Below are 18,278 nucleotides of genomic sequence, written 5' to 3'. Positions count from 1 at the left end.
GACCGGAGCAATGCACAATTTTAAAGAGTTAAAAGTATGGAGAGCAGGGATAGAAGTGAGTAAGTCTATCTTTACAATGACCAGAAATTTCCCCGGAGAAGAACGTTATGGTTTGATATCTCAAATGACACGGGCTGCGGTTTCTGTTCCTTCTAATATTGCTGAAGGTTGCGGACGAAAATCAAATAAAGAATTACATCAATTTTTAAATATTTCGTTAGGCTCAGCTTTTGAGCTCGAAACTCAATGTATAATTGCAAAGGAGTTCGGCTATATCGATGCCAAACAACTTGAAGAGATTACTCAACAACTTACTGATATACAAAAGATGATAGATGGTTTGCAAAAAAGCCTTGATACATAATCAAGTCTTGATACTTGATACTAATTACTTGATACTAATATGAAGATTACCGAACATATCGCAAATGCAGCAGGGAAAACCTTGTTTTCCTTCGAACTTATCCCGCCACTAAAAGGGCAAAGCATCCAGGGGATCTATGATGCTATCGACCCGTTGATGGAGTTTAAGCCACCGTTTATTGATGTGACTTCGTTGCGCGAAGATTATATTTATAAGGAACACGAAACCGGTTTATTGGAGAAACTGGCTTATCGCAAGCGTCCGGGCACTATCGCTATTTGTGCCGCTATCATGAACAAATACAAAGTAGACACTGTTCCGCATTTGCTTTGTGGGGGGTTCACTAAAGACGAAACCGAGAACGGCCTGATTGACCTGCAATTTTTAGGTATTGATAACGTACTGGTTTTACGTGGCGATGCCCGCCGTGGGGATGCTTCATTTGTGCCTACGCCCAATGGCCACTGCTATGCAACCGACCTGCTAAAGCAAGTGGTGAACATGAACAACGGCGTTTACCTGCACGAACATTACGAAGGTATTTTAAAAACAGATTTCTGTATTGGTGTAGCCGGTTATCCTGAGAAACACTTCGAGGCGCCAAACTTAAAAACCGACTTTAAATATTTGAAGCAAAAGGTTGATATGGGTGCAGGCTTCATCGTTACCCAGATGTTTTTTGATAACCAAAAGTATTTCGATTTTGTTAACAGCTGCCGTGCCGAGGGTATCAACGTGCCCATCATCCCGGGTTTAAAGCCTATTACTACATCAAAACAATTGGTCAACCTTTCCAAAACCTTCCATATCGATATCCCCGAGGGGCTAAGCGATGCCATCCACGAGTGTAAGGATGAAAAGAACGTAAAAGATATTGGTATAGAGTGGATGATAGAGCAGTGTAAAGAACTGGTGAAATTCGGCGCGCCGGTACTGCATTTTTATACCATGGGTAACCCTGGTCCAACGAAGAGGATAGCGGAAGCGATATTTTAGATACAATAAGTTTGTCATGCTGAGCGATAGCGAAGCATCTAATCGCCGACATGCATCTTCGATATGCATAGTTCAATAATAGATCCTTCGCTATCGCTCAGGATGACAAGTTTTATAACAAGAGAGGCCAGACGATTAGTCTGGCCTCTCTTGTTATATTCTAAAGCGATTACTTATATCCCTTCGCCTTTCATTTTTGAAGCGGCAACCAATGCTTTGTAAGCATTAACCACGCCACCTGTTTTTGACAGGGTTGTAAAGTCGACCTTTTCGGTTGTGCTGCCCGGTTTTAAAACCATCAGGCCGGTTACCGGTGTGGCGGATGCCAGTAGGGCTTGTTTAACTTGTTTTGCCGTTAATGATGGGTAGTACTCCAATATCAACGCTGCAATACCTGTGGTAATGGGCGATGAAAAGCTGGTGCCGTCAGCGGTATTAAATTCGGCATCCATGTTTACAGATGTTACTTTAACACCCGGTGCAAAAATGTCCACATTCTTTTTACCGTAATTGCTGAATGTGCCTGCAAGATTAGCGTCAGCTTTATCGGCAGATGCGCCTACACTTAGTACGTTATCAGCATCAAGGCCCGATCCGTCCTCAAACATATCATTCGGAAACTCCGGCTTGGCATCCATATCCTGGTTGTCGTTACCCGATGCCTGGATCAGTAATACGTTTTTAGCGGCGGCATATTTAAAGGCCTCATCAACCCATGCCTTGTGCGGCGATAGTTTTTTACCAAAGCTCATGTTTATTACACGTGCGCCGTTATCAACCGCGTAGTGGATCGCGTTAGCAATATCTTTATCGTACTCATCGCCGTTAGGCACACCTTTAATAGCCATGATGCGCACGTTATCAGCAACGCCATCAATGCCATATTTGTTATTACGTACCGCGCCAATAAGGCCGGCCACGCCAGTACCATGCTCGGCATCGGCAAATTTTAAAATACTGCTGCCGTAAGGCTTGCCATCCTGCACATCCGGGTTGTCGCCAACAATACGTTTGCGGGCCTCAAGATCAGGGCTAACATCGTTGTTTAACTTAGCAAGGTATTCGCTCAGCTCATTAATGATCTTGGCGTTGGTTTCGTTGCCACCTTGCTGCTCAAAAACAGAGGCCCAAACATTTTTACTTTGTGTAATGGTATCGCTTTTAGAAGTTATCTTAATAAGGTCGGTCTTTTTAAAAGAAGCGTCGCTTTTTAAGTTAAGCGCTTTTTTAATGTACCCACTGGTAGCCATCAGCGCGTTCATCACGGGTTGTAATTGCTGGATTTCGGTTTTAGATTTGGTAAGCGTAGCATCGTGCTGTAGCTTCACCTTTTCCCAGTAGGCAAATTCCTTTTCGCTGCCTGCAGGGGCGCTGGTCAGGTTCTCGTATTTGCCTTTAAGCCTGTTGTACTCGCGTACTTCTTCCGTAGTTTCGGTGAAATCGCATTTGCCGCCGGGGCCGCCTAAAAAGTTCCAGCCGTGCACATCATCGATGTAACCATTCTTGTCATCATCAATTCCGTTACCGGGAATTTCTTTGGTGTTGGTCCAAAGCACCGGTTTAAGATCAGCCTGCGCGGTATCTATACCGCTATCTATGGTGGCAATAATAACCGTTTTGCTTTTTTTGCCTTTAACAAATAAGTAGGCCTGGTTTAAACTGATGCCGTAGTAGCCATCGGTCTTAAGGTCCATCAGGTGCCAGTTTTTTGGAAGTTCGGCAGGGGCTTTCGGGGCAACCTGCGCGGTAACATCAAAGCTTATTAAAAGGGCGGTGCTCAGTAATAGGCCCGTAATGGTCTTGCAGAATTTATACATATTTCTCTTTAGTGTTTATACTTATTATTCATTGCCAATAGCCCCCTCTAAATCTCCCCCGATATGGGACTTTTGTTTTGCTCTTTTTTTAAGCCCTCCCTTTCGGGGAGGGTTTGGGTGGGGCTGAACTGCTTAGTTTAATTACAGGTCAAATTTAATACCCTGCGCTAAAGGCAACGTTTTAGAATAGTTTATAGTATTGGTTTGTCGCCTCATATACACTTTCCATGCGTCAGATCCGCTTTCGCGGCCGCCGCCGGTCTCTTTTTCGCCACCAAATGCACCGCCTATCTCCGCGCCGGATGTGCCGATGTTAACGTTAGCAATGCCGCAATCAGAACCCGCGTATGATAGGAATGTTTCTGCCTCGCGTAAATTATTGGTCATGATGGCCGATGATAAACCTTGCGGTACGCCGTTCTGCAAATCGATGGCTTCTTCTATGGTTTGGTATTTGATGAGGTAAAGGATAGGAGCAAAGGTTTCGTGCTGAACGATCTTGTAATGATTCTCTACCTCGGCAATACAAGGCTTAACATAACAGCCCGATGCATAGGCGTCGCCTTCCAGCTTGCCACCTTCAACCACAAACCTGCCACCCTCGGCTTTGCATTTTTCGATAGAATCCAGATACAAAGCAACCGCATCCGTGTCTATCAGCGGGCCCATGTGGTTATGCTCGTTCAGCGGGTCGCCAATTTTTATTTGCGCGTAGGCCTTAACCAATTTTTGTTTAAACGCATCGTAAACCGTTTCGTGGATAATGAGCCTGCGGGTACTGGTGCAACGCTGCCCGGCGGTACCCACCGCGCCAAATACGGCACCAATAAGCGACATGTCCAAATCCGCGTTTTCTGTGATGATGATAGCATTGTTACCGCCAAGCTCTAAAAGGCTTTTGCCCAAACGCGCGCCAACAGCAGCACTTACCGCCTTGCCCATACGGGTAGACCCGGTTGCCGATACCAATGGTACGCGGGTATCGTTGCTCATTAATTCGCCTATCTGGCGGTCGCCGATGATAAGGCAGCTAACGCCTTCATCTATATTATTCCTTTTAAAAACTTCCTGCGCGATGTGCTGGCAGGCAATGGCCGTTAAAGGTGTTTTTTCTGATGGTTTCCAGATGCAAACATCGCCACAAACCCAAGCCAGCATGGCATTCCAACTCCAAACCGCTACCGGAAAATTAAAGGCCGAGATCACGCCGACAATCCCCAACGGTTGGTATTGCTCATACATGCGGTGCTCCGGGCGTTCGCTGTGCATGGTTAAGCCATATAACTGGCGACTAAGCCCCACCGCAAAATCGCAGATGTCTATCATTTCCTGCACCTCGCCGTAACCTTCCTGCAGGCTTTTGCCCATCTCGTAAGATACCAGGGTGCCAAGTTGTTTTTTATTTTCGCGGAGCGATTCACCAATCTGGCGGACTATCTCGCCACGTTTTGGTGCCGGGATGGTGCGCCATGTTTTAAACGCCTTTTGGGCGGTTTCTACCACGGTGTTATACTCATCAGCAGTAGCAAACGTTGCTGTGGCTATTTTTTTACCATCTGTTGGCGATATGATATCTTTAGCTTCGGCGCCGGCGTTGCTGCCCCAATTGCTGCCCGTACTAAAGGCATGGTTTATATCGTTAATATGTAAATGTTCAAGAATATCTTTTATTGCTAAGCTCATAATTGGTACTTTTGTCAAAGGTAAAAATCTTTAGGGCAATTAATCAACTCATCAACTGCCGGCATAAATGCTTTTCATTTATTATCAGCCATTTGTATTAGCGCGTGTTAATAATGTTTGTATGTTGAAAACTTAATTGACTTATAGAGGCTTATTATTGTAATTTGAACTCATGTTTAAGCCTTGCGGATAAACATCCGTCGGCAAATATGGTGTTCTGCAAATAAACTTGAATGGAAGAAGAATTTGATTTTGGTTTTACCGAAGATCCAAAGTTTTCGGTAGAACGGTACGAAGAAATGATCCGCAATCATGACCAGTACTTTTTTGACGCCCAGGCGTTTGAGAACATTATAGACTACTACATAGAAAAGAACGACCCGGCAAAAGCGCTGCAGGTATCAGAGTATGCCCGCAACCAGCACCCATTTGCAGCGGTTTTCCTGATAAAACAAGCCCAGTTGCTGGTAGTTACCAACCGCGCGAGCGAGGCGTTTGCCGTGCTGGATAAAGCCGCCATGCTGGAGGCGAGCGATGCCGATATTTACATCATCCGCGGTAACCTTTACGAGAGTATGGAGCGCAATATCGAGGCTTTGGAAAACTACGAAAAGGCGCTTGACCTTTCGGAAGAAACAGACGAGATACTATTGCATATTGCCTACGTTTACCAAAACATGGGCGATTATGATACCGCGATAACCTACCTAAAATTGTGCCTTAAACAAAACATGGAAAACCAGGATGCGCTTTATGAGCTGGCATTTTGCTACGATGTTTTAGACAACCAGGAAGAGAGCGTTCAGTTTTACCAGCAATACATCGATAACGAGCCCTATAGCTATGCCGCATGGTACAACTTAGGAAACGCATACACCAAGCTTAGCCTGTTCGAAAAAGCTATCGACGCTTACGATTATGCAATCCTGATCAAAGACAGCTTTGCATCAGCTTACTTTAACAAAGGTAACGCCCTGGTTAACCTGGAGAAATATGCCGAAGCGATTGAGGTGTACCGACAAACGTTTGAGTACGAGCAGCCCAATGCCGATACGTATTGCGCTATAGGCGAGTGTTACGAAAAGCTGGAGCAGATGGACGAGGCGCGTTCGTTCTACAAAAAATCAGTCAAGATGGACCCTAAACTGGCAGATGCCTGGTTTGGTATCGGCGTGACACTCGATTTTGAAGAGCGCTATTTTGAGGCCCTGCACTTTTACAAAAAAGCGTTAGACCTTGATATTGCCAATGCCGACTATTGGTTTGCCATTGCCGATGCAGAGTACAAGCTTGGCCACATGAAGGAATCTGAAGATGCCTACGAGAAAGTAGTGGAACTTAACCCGCTTGACGTGGATGCCTGGCTGGATTATTCGTCTATCATGTATGAGCAAAAACGCCTGGTTGATGCCATCGAAGTAATATCGCAAGCTATCAAAAACAACCCGGATGCAGCAGAATTGTATTACCGTATGGTAGCTTACCTGTTTGCCAAAGGCGAGTATAATGAAGCATTGAACTACCTGGAGATGGCTTTAGCGTCTGACCCGGAGAAGCATTATATCCTGTTTGATTACCTTCCACAGCTTCAGGAAAATAAGGTGATTGTTGATATCATTAACCGATACAGTAAGTAAGAGATTAGAAACCGGTGATCAGAGATTAGTAAGAAATCAAATTCAACTAATTATAACCAATAAAATGTTGAAAAGGCCGGACGAATAACTCGTTCGGCTTTTTTGTTGGTCTTTGTTTTTACTCCCCGTGGGAGGGTTAGGGAGGGGGCGAATAAATTGACTGATTCTTTTCGACGGGTTACCTACTATAATTTTATAACACTGTGGTGGCAACATTTTGTCAGTAGTGTGTTTTTAATAAATACCTGATTGTTAGCTATTTATAAAATAATAAATGCGTTCACGGCCGTGAACGTGAACATTTGGGCGATCCGGGCGGCGAATTAGATTCCGCGCCCTCTTTTCGCAGCAGTTGGCGTGAGTAAAGTATCAAACAACCCCATCCCTCATTCGTTAATCATATAAACCGAATAATTATGAATACTCCAGATAGCCCAACACCCGACCCGAAAGTTAACGCGGCCGAACAAGATGTGATCACCAATAAGGATGATACCGAAAAAGCGACCAACAACGACGGTGCCGTAGCCGATATGGATGGCATCACCGAAACCCTGAGCGAAAGCGAACCCGCCACCGACTTAAACGCGGATAACCAGATCACCAACAACGATAGCGCAGGCACGGATCAAGTGGAGCAAGATGAGCAGTTTTAGATCAACATAATCAAACACCTAACAGCAGCCCAAATAAGGTTGCCGTTTTTGTTTAGGGATTAGCGCAATAATAAATACCCTGTAGACGGTATTTTTACCGGCGTAAAAAGTGTTATTTTTATTTCACGTATTTTAGGTGTGTTGAAATACTATTAACATGGTAATACACGCGTGCACAACCTAATACCCCTAAACCAAATGGAAGTTGTAAAAAGTATTTTTATTGTTGATGATCACCAAATGGTTATTGACGGCCTTAGGCTAATAATCGATACCATTAATGGGTTTGATATTGTTGGCGAAAGCACCAGCGCCCCACACGCCCTGGATATACTTGCCACTACCCACGCAGATATTTTATTAACCGACGTAAGCATGCCCGAAATGAGCGGCATCGAACTTACACGGTTGGTTAAAAAGAAATTCCCGCATATTAAGATCATCGCGCTATCTATGTTTAGCGAAAGCCAGGTAGTTGCCGAAATGATAGACGCGGGCATCTCCGGCTATATCCTTAAAAATACCGGCAAGCAGGAACTGATTGAAGCTCTTAATAAGGTATCATGTGGCCAAAACTATTTTGGGCCGGATATTACGCTGCAACTCATGAAATCCTTCAAACGCAACCAGGACGAAACATCCCGCCTTACCGACCGTGAGATTGAGATCATCAGGATGATTGAGCAGGATTTTGGCAATAAGCAAATTGCCGATATGCTTTTCATCAGTGAGCGCACGGTTGAGACGCACCGCAAAAACATCCTCCGTAAAACCAATACCCAAACTGTGGTAGGCCTGCTTAAGTATGCTTACGAACGTAAGATCATCTAATAGTACCCTGTAACCATTCTACAATTTTTTAATTGCGGTTAGTACGTAGTAAAATATGCCCTTTTAAGGTGATTGTACCTCGTAGTGGTTTTCGTCAACTTTGTTTCGACAAACAACCACTTAAAACAAACACGATGAAAAAACTTAGACATGCATTAATACTAACAATGCTAATTGCCGTAAACGCGGTATCATGTAAAAAAGACGACGGCGGCACTAACAACAACGCAGGTGGCTCGGCTACAGTTACTGCAAGTAATTATGGTTTCGACGGTACCGCGGGTGCTTCATTTAAAAGCACAAAAGCCGGCATTGTACAAGTAGGGAATCTTTGGACGCTTAGCGCGATTAAAGATGGCAGTAACGAGTCTGTTTCTATTGTACTGGGTAATGTTACATCAACAGGTACTTACAAGTTAGACCAGGATAACAATGATGGCAACGGCGCTATCATGTTAAAAGATTTTAACAGTCCAACAGGTGTTGGCAGCTACAGTACAGACCTACCGGCAACAGGCGGCATGAAAGGCGGTGGCGAAGTTATTATCACCAAATTAACAAGCACCGAAGCCGAAGGTACATTCTATATTGTTGCCCATAACAGCGCAGGTAAAGATGCTTTTGTTGAACAAGGCAAATTTTCAGGAACTTTAAATAAACGATAAGATCAACTAAACCTTACGATAAAGCGTCCCCGGCTTCCGGGGGCGCTTTATTTATTTACTGTGAGCGAATAACCAGGGGATAAGCTGTGGCTCGGCAAAGGCGTCGTCCCAGCTATTATGGTCATCGTTGGGGTAAATGGTAAATTTGGGGTCGGCACCGGCGGCTTTAAGGGCATCAACCACCACCTGCGAGTGATCGAAAGGTACCACGCTGTCCTTTAACCCGTGGAAGATCCACAAGGGAGTTTTCTTAGCGTACTTGCTTACGTTGTTGGTGTTATCGCCACCGCATATGGCAAAAGCCGCGGCAAAGGTGTTTGGTTTGCGCCTCAGCATTTCAAACGCACCCATACCACCCATGGAAAGGCCGCCGATATACAATTGCTTTTTATTTACAAATGGTTTGTCCAGAAAATTATCTACTAAACCTAATAAGGCGCTCATGGCTTTTGTAGGTTCGCCGCCTTCCTGGAAATTGAATATGTATTTGCCTGCGTCGTTTTTGTCAATTTTTACGTTAGACCAAAACCCATCTACCGGGCATTGCGGGAAAACTACTATAGCCGGGTAATTCTGGCGGATGGTATCATTCAGGAATAATTTGGGGCCGTATTTTATTTGCGACTCGTTGTCGTTACCTCGTTCACCTGCACCATGCAGCACAATAATGAGCGGATATTTTTTGTTCGGGTCGAATTTTTTGGGGAAGAGGATACGGTAAGCCAGCGTATCTTTTTTGGAAGTATATGAACCCTTATCAAATGCCGAATTAACCTGCCCCTGCGCTAAAAAAGGAAATGCCAGGTACATAATACCCAGCATTGCCAATATTCTTACTTTTTTAATAATCATAGTAAACGTTTAATGTGGTTATCCCTACTAAACGTAAATAAACCGGTTTCGATTTAAATCAACCTATTTATTTTTTAATGCGGTTACCGCTGTGCTTTTAAAATCCAGCTTTTTGAGGCCGTTTTGGATCTCGGGAGCACTCATAAATAAGTTCCACAACAAGCCACTGCGATAATTCTCTATCATCACGATAATAGGTCCCTGGTCGATAGCCAGGTATGATTTTGCATACCAGTCTTTAGATTCGCTGAAGGCGTCGGTAAAACCATATTCGCCCCAAATCTTATCGCCAAGGTCATAATAGAAATGGCGCAATGCTTTCATCGAATACTCCGGCGTGTACGGGAATGCCGACAAAGCCGCGGTAGGTGTAATTACACCCAGATCATTATCCGGCGAGTGTGCGTTATACCCTTCGTAATTATCGCTGGCAGTTAAGCCCCATGAGTTTTCGCCATAGCCCTTAAACTTTTTAGGGTTATCTATACAATAGGCGCGGTTGATAAGCGTATGGTTAAGGTTCTGCTCCCAGTAATTGGCATAACGGTCGCTTAAGCCTCTAGGGTTAAGCCCAAGGAATGAATATTGCGAAAAGAACAACGGGCCGCCATAGGGGAAACCCAAAGGCAATTTGTAGCCGTAATAGGTATTGCCGTTCTTAAAAAAGTCGCTTTGTGCCCAACCGCGGTGGTAAACATCGGCAGTAACGGGGTAGCGGTCGGCCGATGCGGCAAGGATGTAGGTGATCAAACACTCATTAAAACCACGGATTGGGAAGTTCATAGCCCAGCCGTTGTTGGGGCTCCAGTGCCAGTACAGGTTGTCGCGCCCTTCGTGTGTGTACCAGCTCCACTCTGTTTCGCCCCAGATCCAGCTGATAACATCGCGTATGCGGCGTTCTTTTGGCGTATTGGCGGTGTAATATTGTTTAGCGCAGATAAGCCCTTGCAGCAAGTATGCGGTCTCTACCAGGTCGCCGCCATCGTCCTTACGGCCAAAGCGGATAGTTTTACCGGTTTCGCCGTTTAGCCAATGTGGGAATACGCCATGGTAAGCATCGGCCCGGAATAAAAACTCAACGATCTTCAGCATCCGGTCGACTGATTGTTCATGGGTGATGAACTTGCGGTGATCGGCTGCTATCATGGCCATAACGCCAAAACCAGAGCCACCAATGGTTACTACTTCATTTCCATAATCGAAAGAGGTATTGCTGCGCTCGCGGGCAAGACCGCTAACGGGGTGCCCAAAATCCCAAAAGTAACGGAACGTTTGGCGCTGTACTACATCTAAAAGAGCGCTATCGCCTAAATTTTTAATGATGCCTACGGGCTTTATGCCATCTTGTTTAGCGGTCGGCTTTTGTGCCATGCCGTAAACAGATGCCATTGCCAGGCAGGCGGATATTATTACTTTCTTCATTAGTGGATCTGTTTAAAAAACTGCGGGTTAGTTTGAGATAGCAGTTTTTAATTCTTATAAATTAGGGCTGGTAAAGCCTAAACCTTTCATGCCGGTTTTAATTTCGGGGCAGCTCATAAATAAATTCCACAGCAAGCCGCTTCTGTAATTCTCTATCATCACGATGATAGGCCCCTGGTCAATAGCCAGGTACGAATCTGCAAACCACGGGTTATTTAAGTTATACGCGTCGTAAAAGCCGTAAGGCCCCCACATTTTGTCGCCCAGTTTATAATAGAAAAATTTAAGCGCCGCCATTGATTCTGTTGGCGTATATGGTAACGATGAGATAGCCGCAGTAGGCGCAATTACACCAACATCATTTGTTGGCGAACTGGCTGTGTAGCCACCTTCAATATCGCTTGCGGTTAAGCCCCAACTTTCGGTGCTATAGCCATAGTACCCTTTGGGGTTGGCAACAGTGTATTTGTAATTGATTTGGCTATGTGCTTTATTCTGTTCTTCGTAGTTAGCGTACGCATCGCTTAAGCCATTCGGGTTGATACCCAGGAATGAATAATGTGCAAAGAATAACGGGCCGCCCTGCGGTGGGCCTAAAGGTAGTTTTAAACCATAATAAGTGTTGCCATTCTTCATACTGCCATTGCCTGCCCAGCCCTGGTCATAAACAGCTTTTGGCACACTGTGCGTAGTAGACGAAGCCGCCAATACGTAAGCGATCAGTCCCTCGTTCCAGCCGCTAATTTTCATGTTGATGGCCCAACCGTTGCTGGGGCTCCAGTGCCAGTATAATACGTTTTGATCGCCCTGCCTAAACCAGTCCCACTCTACGTTGTTCCAAAGCGTGCTGATATCTGCGCGCAGGGTTGTTTCATCATTACCCGCACCGTTAAAATACTGGCGGGCGGTAAGCAGGCCCTGCATCAGGTAGGAAGTTTCTATCAGATCGGCACCATTATCCAACGCGCTAAAAGGCTGTACCGCGCCTGTAGCGCCGTTTAACCAATGCGGGAACGCCCCATGAAAAGTTTGGGCCTTTGTTTTCAGGAAACCTACTATTTTTTGCATGCGGGCCAAACCCTCGGCACGACTGATAAACCCGCGGTTAACACCAACCACCATCGCCATAATACCAAAGCCCGAGCCGCCCGTAGTAACCACATCGCCCGATGTATTACGCTCGCGGGCGAGGCCGCTGGTTGGGTGCCCAAAATCGTAGAAATACTTAAAAGTTTGTTTCTGAACCAGATCAAGCAGCTGGTTGTCTGATATGGTAGTAAATTTATTAGTAGAATCGATACCTGTGGCAAGGGCAACGTTTACGCCGGATTGCAGCGCGCCATCTTTTGAAGACCTTAGCGTCGTGCTTACATCCAAAGTGTATTTACTGATAACCGCAAGCGTAGGTTTTATAACTATGGTATTGTCGCTATCCTCGTAGCTGGTAGCGAAGCTTACCGCCACGCCCGCTTTATCTTTTAAGCTTACAGCTGATGCAACAGTTGCCTTATTTACCGGGGTAGAGAAGGTTATTTTGATAACCGGGGTTTTGTTAACGTTGGCATAGGTGTAACCATTAAATACACCGTTTACCTTTAGGGCATCAAAACTGAACGACGAAGGCGTTATGGGTTTAACAGGATCTGGTGTTGGCGTGTTGCCACCTTTACTGCATGCAAAAAAAACCATCAATAAACTTAAGCCGGCAAAAATCTTTAAATCTCTCATCATCAATACATCTTGGTAATCAATTGGCCTGCAACCAAATTTCAAAAAAAGAGGCTGCCCGGCTATACACCGAACAACCTCATACTCAATCAAATGTTTACTTTCCTCGTCCTTCGAGTTTAGCAATAGCGCCAACTTCTTTGTCAGATAGTGCTTTGCTATATATTCTTACTTCGTCAATAGAACCTGTTAAAAAACTTGCCCAGCCTTCAGCACCGTGGGTTGTTGTTTGGCTTGGCGTGGTCATAAACTGCGGTGCGCCAAATACTATGTTACCCTGGTTTTTAAAGTTTAAAGGGCCTGTAACACCTGGAAACGCCTGGTTAACAATGCGTGTACCATTCATATAAACTTTACAGGTTGCTGTAGCTGCATCATAAGATACCGCGAAGTGTACAAATTTATCGAACCAGTTTTTTGTGCCATTAACTTCTAAGGTTTTATCATCGGTACCATTAAAAATGTGGATCCGCAATAAACCGTTGTCGTTTGTGCTACCGTTCTCGAAAAATATTTCGATGTTGCCCCAAAAGCCGGCTTTGTTTGCTAATGAAAAAACAGGTACGATACCCACAGTTGGTGGCGGGGTGTTGATCCACTCGGCAAATGTGAAGCTTGTTAAGCTGGAGACAGCGGCAGACGGCGCTGTTAACACATAGCTATTTAAAGCGCCTTGTAAAGCACCGCCTTTAACACCTGTACTAAAGGTTGTACCTGTGTTAGTACCGGCAACCTTTGAAACGCTATCAACCAAATTGCCATCAAAAGACCATTTTGCAACAAGGCTTTCGGGAGCGACTTCGTTTGAGCTGGTGAAACCATCAATACTTAACGGCGGGGCGTAAGAAGATGGGTCGAATTTTTTTTGACATGATGATAGCGCGGTACTTACAAGTGCCGCCGCTATTAAACATATATTTAATTTTTTCATTTTATGTAAAGGTTAAAATTAATTGTATCCCTGGTTTTGAGTTAATACGCCAAAGCTTAAGTCTATCTCGTTCTGTGGGATAGGCCAAACTTCGTTTTTGTTAGCTTTCCAGCCTTTAGGGCCAAATACGGCTAACCCACGTCCCTGGCGTATAACGTCAAAGTAGCGGTCATACTCTTGTGATAACTCAACCCTTCTTTCTTTCCAGATAGCAGTACGTAAGGCTTCCTTATCGGTTGTGGTAACTTTTGGTAAAACTGCGTTGTTACCGCCCCTTGCTCTTGCCCTAACCAGTTCAAGGTCTGCGAGCGCCGTAGTAGCGTCGCCAAGTTCATTGGCTGCTTCAGCATTCATTAACAATACATCAGCATAACGTATCACGCGGATATTTTGCTGCACACCTTCGTTGTAACCGTTTACGAACATGCTAAACGGCACGTAAGCTTTTTGGTTATACATTGGGTTATCACCGGTTGCCGGTATCGCATCACCCTCGGGCGTAGTTTCGCCGCGGAAAATGATAGATGCATCACGGCGGGGGTCGCCTGTTTCAAATGCATCCGCAAGGCTTTGGGTTGGTACATTAAAGCCCCAACCACCACCGGTTACACCCCTTACACCCTGTATTTGCGAATACTGAGAATTTGATGCAGCAGGGTTACCCGGTATAAGGTCACTCTGGATCTCAAATATCGATTCCACATTGTTCTCGTTATTGGTCCTGAACATTTGCTCGTAATTAGGGAACAATGAGTAACCTAAGCCTTTTACCTGGTTGGTAAACGATAAAACATCAGCCCATTTTTGCTGGTACATAGCAGCTTTAGCGTGTAACGAAAGCGCTGCGCCTTTAGTGATCCGGCCCGCATCGGTAGCGGGATAGGTGGCAGGCAAAATAGCGGCAGCGTCTACAAGGTCTGTTTCTATTGCAGCCCAGACCTGCGCTTTTGGCGTACGCGGAATGTTATACTCACTTGCATCTTTTGGTGGAGCAAGGCGCAAAGGCACATCGCCAAAGGCCCTAACCAACCTAAAGTAAGCGTAGGCCCTTATGAATTTACATTCGGCAATGTAACGGGCCTTTAAATTAGCATCCATTTCAATTGCAGGCACACGGGTAATAACCTGGTTTGCAAAGTTGATTGTTTTGTATTCGCCACCCCAAAAGTCACCAAGCTGGCCCTGGCCTGCGGTTACAGTAAAATTGTCGTAATCGTTCATGTAAGTGGCGTCAGTTGCGCTGCTGCCTTTTTCAGTATCGTCAGAACCAACACTTTCAATTGCCATAGGGGCAAAGGCAATGTTTGTCCACTCGTGCAGGTTAGCATAAGTGGCGCTTACTGCGGCCTTGGCATCATCGGCAGTTTGCCAGAATTGAGTTGCCGGCTGTTGCGCCTGGCGGGGTACATCTAAAAAGCTTTTTTTACAGCTTTGCGATAATATAAGAGATGCAAAAAGTGCAATACCTGCTGCTTTATGCAATATGTTTTTTGAGTAATTCATTTTTAATTAAATTAAAAAGTAACGTTAACACCAAAGTTATAAGTAGCGTATAACGGGTACACGCTTGCATCGATACCTGCACTGCCGGGGCCACCACCAACTTCGGGGTTAAAGCCTTTGTATTTAAAGAAGTTTAACGGGTTTTGCGCGTTAGCGTAAACTCTTAAACGTTTAATACCGATAGTATTTAGCATCGAGCTTGGCAAGGTGTAACCCAATTGCGCGTTCCTAACCCTGAAATAAGCACCGCTTTCTACATAAAAAGAGTTTGGTGCCGAGTTACCGGTTGACCCTACGTTTGCTGATGGGTATGTATTTGAAGTACCCGGCCCATGCCAGCGGTTGTCATAAAAGTCTTTCGTGTAGTTTTCGTTTCCAAAGCGGTAGGCAATGTTTGCGTTGTAAACATCAACACCTGCAAGGCCCTGAAAATCTAAAGCCAGATCGAAGTTTTTGTAGCCAAAGCTGGTATTAAAACCGTAGTTGTATTTAGGGTTAGGGTTACCTAACACCACGCGGTCTTTACTGGTAATAGTTCCGTCCCCATCGGTATCGGCATATTTAAAGTCGCCGGGCTGTGCGCTGGTTTGGCCGGATGATGCAACCTCAGCTGCGGTTTGGAAAATACCCACAACTTTGTAACCGTAAAACTGGCCAATTGGCTCGTTAACTACTGAACGTGTTGCTAAAGCACCGTTTGCTATACCATCACCACCCTGATATAACGGGTTTTTGCCCGATACAACTTCAAGCAATTTATTGTTGTTGATACCAATATTACCGCTAACCGAGTAAGTGAATTCGCCGGCAGTTCCTCTCCATGTTGCAGAGAACTCTAAACCGCGGTTACGGATCTTAGCCTGGTTGCCAATTAAACCACCCGAAGTACCTGTTGAAGATGGTACAGGGATAACAAAAATAGCGTTGTTGGTTGTACGGTTATAGTAATCAGCCTCAATAGTTAAATGGTTATTAAACATTGCCGCTTCTAATCCAATGTCGGTACCTACGCCAATTTCTAAACGTAAAAGTTCCGGCTGTACGGTATTGTAACTCGCGCCCTGGTAAGGCACGCCGCCAAACACCGCGGTTAAATAAGGGTCGCGTGCTATGGTTGGGGTTAACGGGTTATAAGGGATACCTGCGTTACCTACTTTACCCCAGCTGCCCCTTAGTTTTAAAAGGTCAAAAACGTGCTGGTCTTTCATGAAATCTTCTTTGGTGATAACCCAACCCGCACCTATTGAAGGAAGCGTAGTGTGTAAGAAATCGCCGTAGAATTGTGAAGCGGCATCATCACGGATAGAGGCGTTTAACAGGTACTTATCTTTAAAAGCATAATTGACACGGCCAAAGTATGATGAAGCCGTATTTAATGAACCACCATCAGTAGAGGTACGGTTTGTACCAAGTGACAAGTAAAGGTTTTCATCGCCACCGCCCGGTACATTCTCTGCACGGCCGTTAAATGTATAACCCTGGTTGCGTTGCGCGGTTTGGCCGGCTAATACCGAAATTCTGTGATCGCCAAATTGGTTATCGTACGTCAATGTATTTTCAACGATCCAGTTGCGGGTTTCGGTCCTGTCCTGGCTTAATACGCTGGTAGTGTTACGTTGCTTTAAGGTAGCAACATATAATCCGTTGTAGTTTTTAACTTCTGCCTGGCCAAAATCGCCACCTCCACTTGTTTTAAAGTTGAAGTGTTTTAAGAACGTTAACTGCGCGTATACATTACCTGTAAAACGGAAGTTAGTTGACCTTTGGTTGAAAAAATCAAGTGAGGCTTGCGGGTTGTAGTTATTGCCATCCCCCAGGTTGTAATCACTTGGATCACCGTAAGCGCCATCGGCATAATAAACCGGCACAACAGGCGCTGCGCCATAAACTTCGTGGAATATGCCACCGGGGATATCTTTTGATTTGCTGTATAAACCGCTTGCACTTACACCTAATTTTAGGTTTTTGTACGGTTGGTAGTCATCTGTTAAACGCATTGTATAGCGTTTGTAGTTGTTGGTTTTGATGTTACCGTTTTGGTCAAGTATCCCTAATGACAAGTTGTAGCTCGATTTTTCGGCACCGCCGTTTATCGATACCTGGTGGCTTTGTACGAATGCGTCCCTCAGTATTTGTTTAGACCAATCCGTACCCGTGCCATAACTGTTAGCGTCGCTAAATAATGGTGTAGAGCCATTGCTTGCAAACAGTTCATTAATAATGGTAGCATATTCGGTAGCATTAGCCATTTTTACCGGGTTTGTAACCGATTGCCAGCCCGCGTAACCGTTGTAATTAACAGTAGTAGTGCCTTTTTTCCCTTTTTTGGTAGTAACCAAAACAACACCGTTGGCCGCTCTGATACCGTAGATAGCTGTACTCGAAGCATCTTTAAGGATGCTCATGTTTTCAATATCCGAAGGATTAAGAAAGCTGATATCATCGTACCAAACACCATCAACTACGTATAGTACGTTAGTGTTACCATATATGGTACCCGCGCCACGTATCACTACTTTTGGCGATGCCCCCGGCGAACCTGAGTTGGTGATCTGCACACCTGCCACTTTACCTTGTAAAGCACTTAGCGGGTTAATAGATGCTTGTTTTGAAATTTCTTCGCCTTTAACTGATGCTACCGAACCGGTTACATCAAGTTTGCGCTGAACGCCGTAACCGATTACAACTACGCCCTGCAACTCGTTGGTTGCGCTTAATAGTGATACATCGATATTGGTACGGCCAGATATTAAAACGTCTTGCGTGGTATAACCTAAGTAGGATACCTGCAGTGTTGCATTTGATGCGGCACTTACCGTGTAAATACCATTGACATCAGTTTGAGAGCCTGAGGATGTACCCTTTACAGCAACTGATACGCCTATAAGCGCTTCCCCCGTTTTTGCATCAGTAACCTTACCTTTAATAGTAACGTTTTGTGCAAATAGGGCAGTTGAGAAAAAAGTAAACAATAGGAGCAAGCCCGAGATTGTGTAAATTCTCTTCATAGTGGTTAATAAATTTTAAGTACTGGTTTAATTGGTTCTTGAAGCCTCGAAGTTGAGGAGATAATATAATTTAAGCAAATAATGCAACTCTACATTAATACATCAACCCTCAAATACTTTCACAAATACTTTAAGAAAGAAATATAAATACTTGATATACACCAATTTAGCGAGGTGTTTTGCTT

14 protein-coding genes are annotated in these 18,278 nt (G+C 44.8%); 6 read left to right on the top strand and 8 right to left on the bottom strand.

Annotated elements, in window-relative coordinates; all coding sequences use genetic code 11:
- Positions 1–10 precede the first annotated feature (10 nt).
- Positions 11–364: a four helix bundle protein gene (locus ABIB39_RS00670; protein ID WP_354426665.1), complete on the top strand. Its 354-nt coding sequence runs from the start codon at positions 11–13 to the stop codon at positions 362–364.
- A gap of 39 nt (positions 365–403) precedes the next feature.
- On the top strand, positions 404–1,360 hold the full coding sequence (gene metF, locus ABIB39_RS00665) for a methylenetetrahydrofolate reductase [NAD(P)H] (protein WP_354426664.1): 957 nt from the start codon (positions 404–406) through the stop codon (positions 1,358–1,360).
- Between the two features lie 173 nt (positions 1,361–1,533).
- Here metF and ABIB39_RS00660 read toward each other — a convergent pair whose 3' ends face one another.
- Together ABIB39_RS00660 and amaB are read right to left on the bottom strand one after the other, a co-directional pair.
- Positions 1,534–3,177 carry a S8 family serine peptidase gene (locus tag ABIB39_RS00660; protein WP_354426663.1) on the bottom strand — a complete coding sequence of 548 codons (1,644 nt, stop codon included), beginning with the start codon at positions 3,175–3,177 and terminating at the stop codon, positions 1,534–1,536.
- A gap of 141 nt (positions 3,178–3,318) precedes the next feature.
- Positions 3,319–4,860, bottom strand: coding sequence for an L-piperidine-6-carboxylate dehydrogenase (gene amaB, locus ABIB39_RS00655; protein ID WP_354426662.1), 1,542 nt, complete (start codon positions 4,858–4,860; stop codon positions 3,319–3,321).
- Between the two features lie 233 nt (positions 4,861–5,093).
- On the opposite strand from amaB, the gene ABIB39_RS00650 reads away from it, so the two are divergent.
- From ABIB39_RS00650 to ABIB39_RS00635, 4 genes are all read left to right on the top strand, one after another.
- Positions 5,094–6,497, top strand: coding sequence for a tetratricopeptide repeat protein (locus ABIB39_RS00650; RefSeq protein ID WP_354426661.1), 1,404 nt, complete (start codon positions 5,094–5,096; stop codon positions 6,495–6,497).
- A 416-nt stretch (positions 6,498–6,913) separates the two neighbouring features.
- Complete coding sequence (locus tag ABIB39_RS00645; RefSeq protein ID WP_354426660.1) at positions 6,914–7,153, top strand: hypothetical protein; 240 nt, start codon at positions 6,914–6,916, stop codon at positions 7,151–7,153.
- 198 nt (positions 7,154–7,351) lie between these two features.
- Positions 7,352–7,984, top strand: a complete 633-nt coding sequence (locus ABIB39_RS00640) for a response regulator (protein ID WP_354426659.1) — start codon at positions 7,352–7,354, stop codon at positions 7,982–7,984.
- Positions 7,985–8,118: 134 nt separating this feature from the next.
- Complete coding sequence (locus tag ABIB39_RS00635; protein ID WP_354426658.1) at positions 8,119–8,649, top strand: hypothetical protein; 531 nt, start codon at positions 8,119–8,121, stop codon at positions 8,647–8,649.
- Positions 8,650–8,700: 51 nt separating this feature from the next.
- Here ABIB39_RS00635 and ABIB39_RS00630 read toward each other — a convergent pair whose 3' ends face one another.
- From ABIB39_RS00630 to ABIB39_RS00605, 6 genes are all read right to left on the bottom strand, one after another.
- Complete coding sequence (locus ABIB39_RS00630) at positions 8,701–9,501, bottom strand: carboxylesterase family protein (RefSeq protein ID WP_354426657.1); 801 nt, start codon at positions 9,499–9,501, stop codon at positions 8,701–8,703.
- 63 nt (positions 9,502–9,564) lie between these two features.
- Positions 9,565–10,923 carry a glucoamylase family protein gene (locus ABIB39_RS00625; RefSeq protein ID WP_354426656.1) on the bottom strand — a complete coding sequence of 453 codons (1,359 nt, stop codon included), beginning with the start codon at positions 10,921–10,923 and terminating at the stop codon, positions 9,565–9,567.
- A gap of 54 nt (positions 10,924–10,977) precedes the next feature.
- The gene (locus ABIB39_RS00620) at positions 10,978–12,654 is read right to left on the bottom strand and encodes a glucoamylase family protein (RefSeq protein ID WP_354426655.1); all 1,677 of its coding nucleotides are present in this window, start codon (positions 12,652–12,654) and stop codon (positions 10,978–10,980) included.
- A 94-nt stretch (positions 12,655–12,748) separates the two neighbouring features.
- Positions 12,749–13,582: a LamG-like jellyroll fold domain-containing protein gene (locus tag ABIB39_RS00615; protein ID WP_354426654.1), complete on the bottom strand. Its 834-nt coding sequence runs from the start codon at positions 13,580–13,582 to the stop codon at positions 12,749–12,751.
- Positions 13,583–13,600: 18 nt separating this feature from the next.
- Complete coding sequence (locus ABIB39_RS00610) at positions 13,601–15,085, bottom strand: RagB/SusD family nutrient uptake outer membrane protein (protein ID WP_354426653.1); 1,485 nt, start codon at positions 15,083–15,085, stop codon at positions 13,601–13,603.
- Between the two features lie 11 nt (positions 15,086–15,096).
- Positions 15,097–18,093, bottom strand: coding sequence for a SusC/RagA family TonB-linked outer membrane protein (locus ABIB39_RS00605; RefSeq protein ID WP_354426652.1), 2,997 nt, complete (start codon positions 18,091–18,093; stop codon positions 15,097–15,099).
- Positions 18,094–18,278 lie beyond the last annotated feature (185 nt).

Source organism: Mucilaginibacter sp. UYP27, from assembly GCF_040547175.1.
GTDB lineage: Bacteria > Bacteroidota > Bacteroidia > Sphingobacteriales > Sphingobacteriaceae > Mucilaginibacter.
The sequence above is the reverse complement of the archived record's forward strand: the minus strand, read 5'-3'. Positions and strand labels throughout refer to the sequence as shown.

Excerpts from the sequence above, each read along its gene's own strand:
- ABIB39_RS00670 (WP_354426665.1), top strand. The coding sequence starts at position 11 with ATGCACAATTTTAAAGAGTTAAAAGTATGGAGAGCAGGGATAGAAGTG.
- metF (WP_354426664.1), top strand. The coding sequence starts at position 404 with ATGAAGATTACCGAACATATCGCAAATGCAGCAGGGAAAACCTTGTTT.
- ABIB39_RS00660 (WP_354426663.1), bottom strand. The coding sequence starts at position 3,177 with ATGTATAAATTCTGCAAGACCATTACGGGCCTATTACTGAGCACCGCC.
- amaB (WP_354426662.1), bottom strand. The coding sequence starts at position 4,860 with ATGAGCTTAGCAATAAAAGATATTCTTGAACATTTACATATTAACGAT.
- ABIB39_RS00650 (WP_354426661.1), top strand. The coding sequence starts at position 5,094 with ATGGAAGAAGAATTTGATTTTGGTTTTACCGAAGATCCAAAGTTTTCG.
- ABIB39_RS00645 (WP_354426660.1), top strand. The coding sequence starts at position 6,914 with ATGAATACTCCAGATAGCCCAACACCCGACCCGAAAGTTAACGCGGCC.
- ABIB39_RS00640 (WP_354426659.1), top strand. The coding sequence starts at position 7,352 with ATGGAAGTTGTAAAAAGTATTTTTATTGTTGATGATCACCAAATGGTT.
- ABIB39_RS00635 (WP_354426658.1), top strand. The coding sequence starts at position 8,119 with ATGAAAAAACTTAGACATGCATTAATACTAACAATGCTAATTGCCGTA.
- ABIB39_RS00630 (WP_354426657.1), bottom strand. The coding sequence starts at position 9,501 with ATGATTATTAAAAAAGTAAGAATATTGGCAATGCTGGGTATTATGTAC.
- ABIB39_RS00625 (WP_354426656.1), bottom strand. The coding sequence starts at position 10,923 with ATGAAGAAAGTAATAATATCCGCCTGCCTGGCAATGGCATCTGTTTAC.
- ABIB39_RS00620 (WP_354426655.1), bottom strand. The coding sequence starts at position 12,654 with ATGATGAGAGATTTAAAGATTTTTGCCGGCTTAAGTTTATTGATGGTT.
- ABIB39_RS00615 (WP_354426654.1), bottom strand. The coding sequence starts at position 13,582 with ATGAAAAAATTAAATATATGTTTAATAGCGGCGGCACTTGTAAGTACC.
- ABIB39_RS00610 (WP_354426653.1), bottom strand. The coding sequence starts at position 15,085 with ATGAATTACTCAAAAAACATATTGCATAAAGCAGCAGGTATTGCACTT.
- ABIB39_RS00605 (WP_354426652.1), bottom strand. The coding sequence starts at position 18,093 with ATGAAGAGAATTTACACAATCTCGGGCTTGCTCCTATTGTTTACTTTT.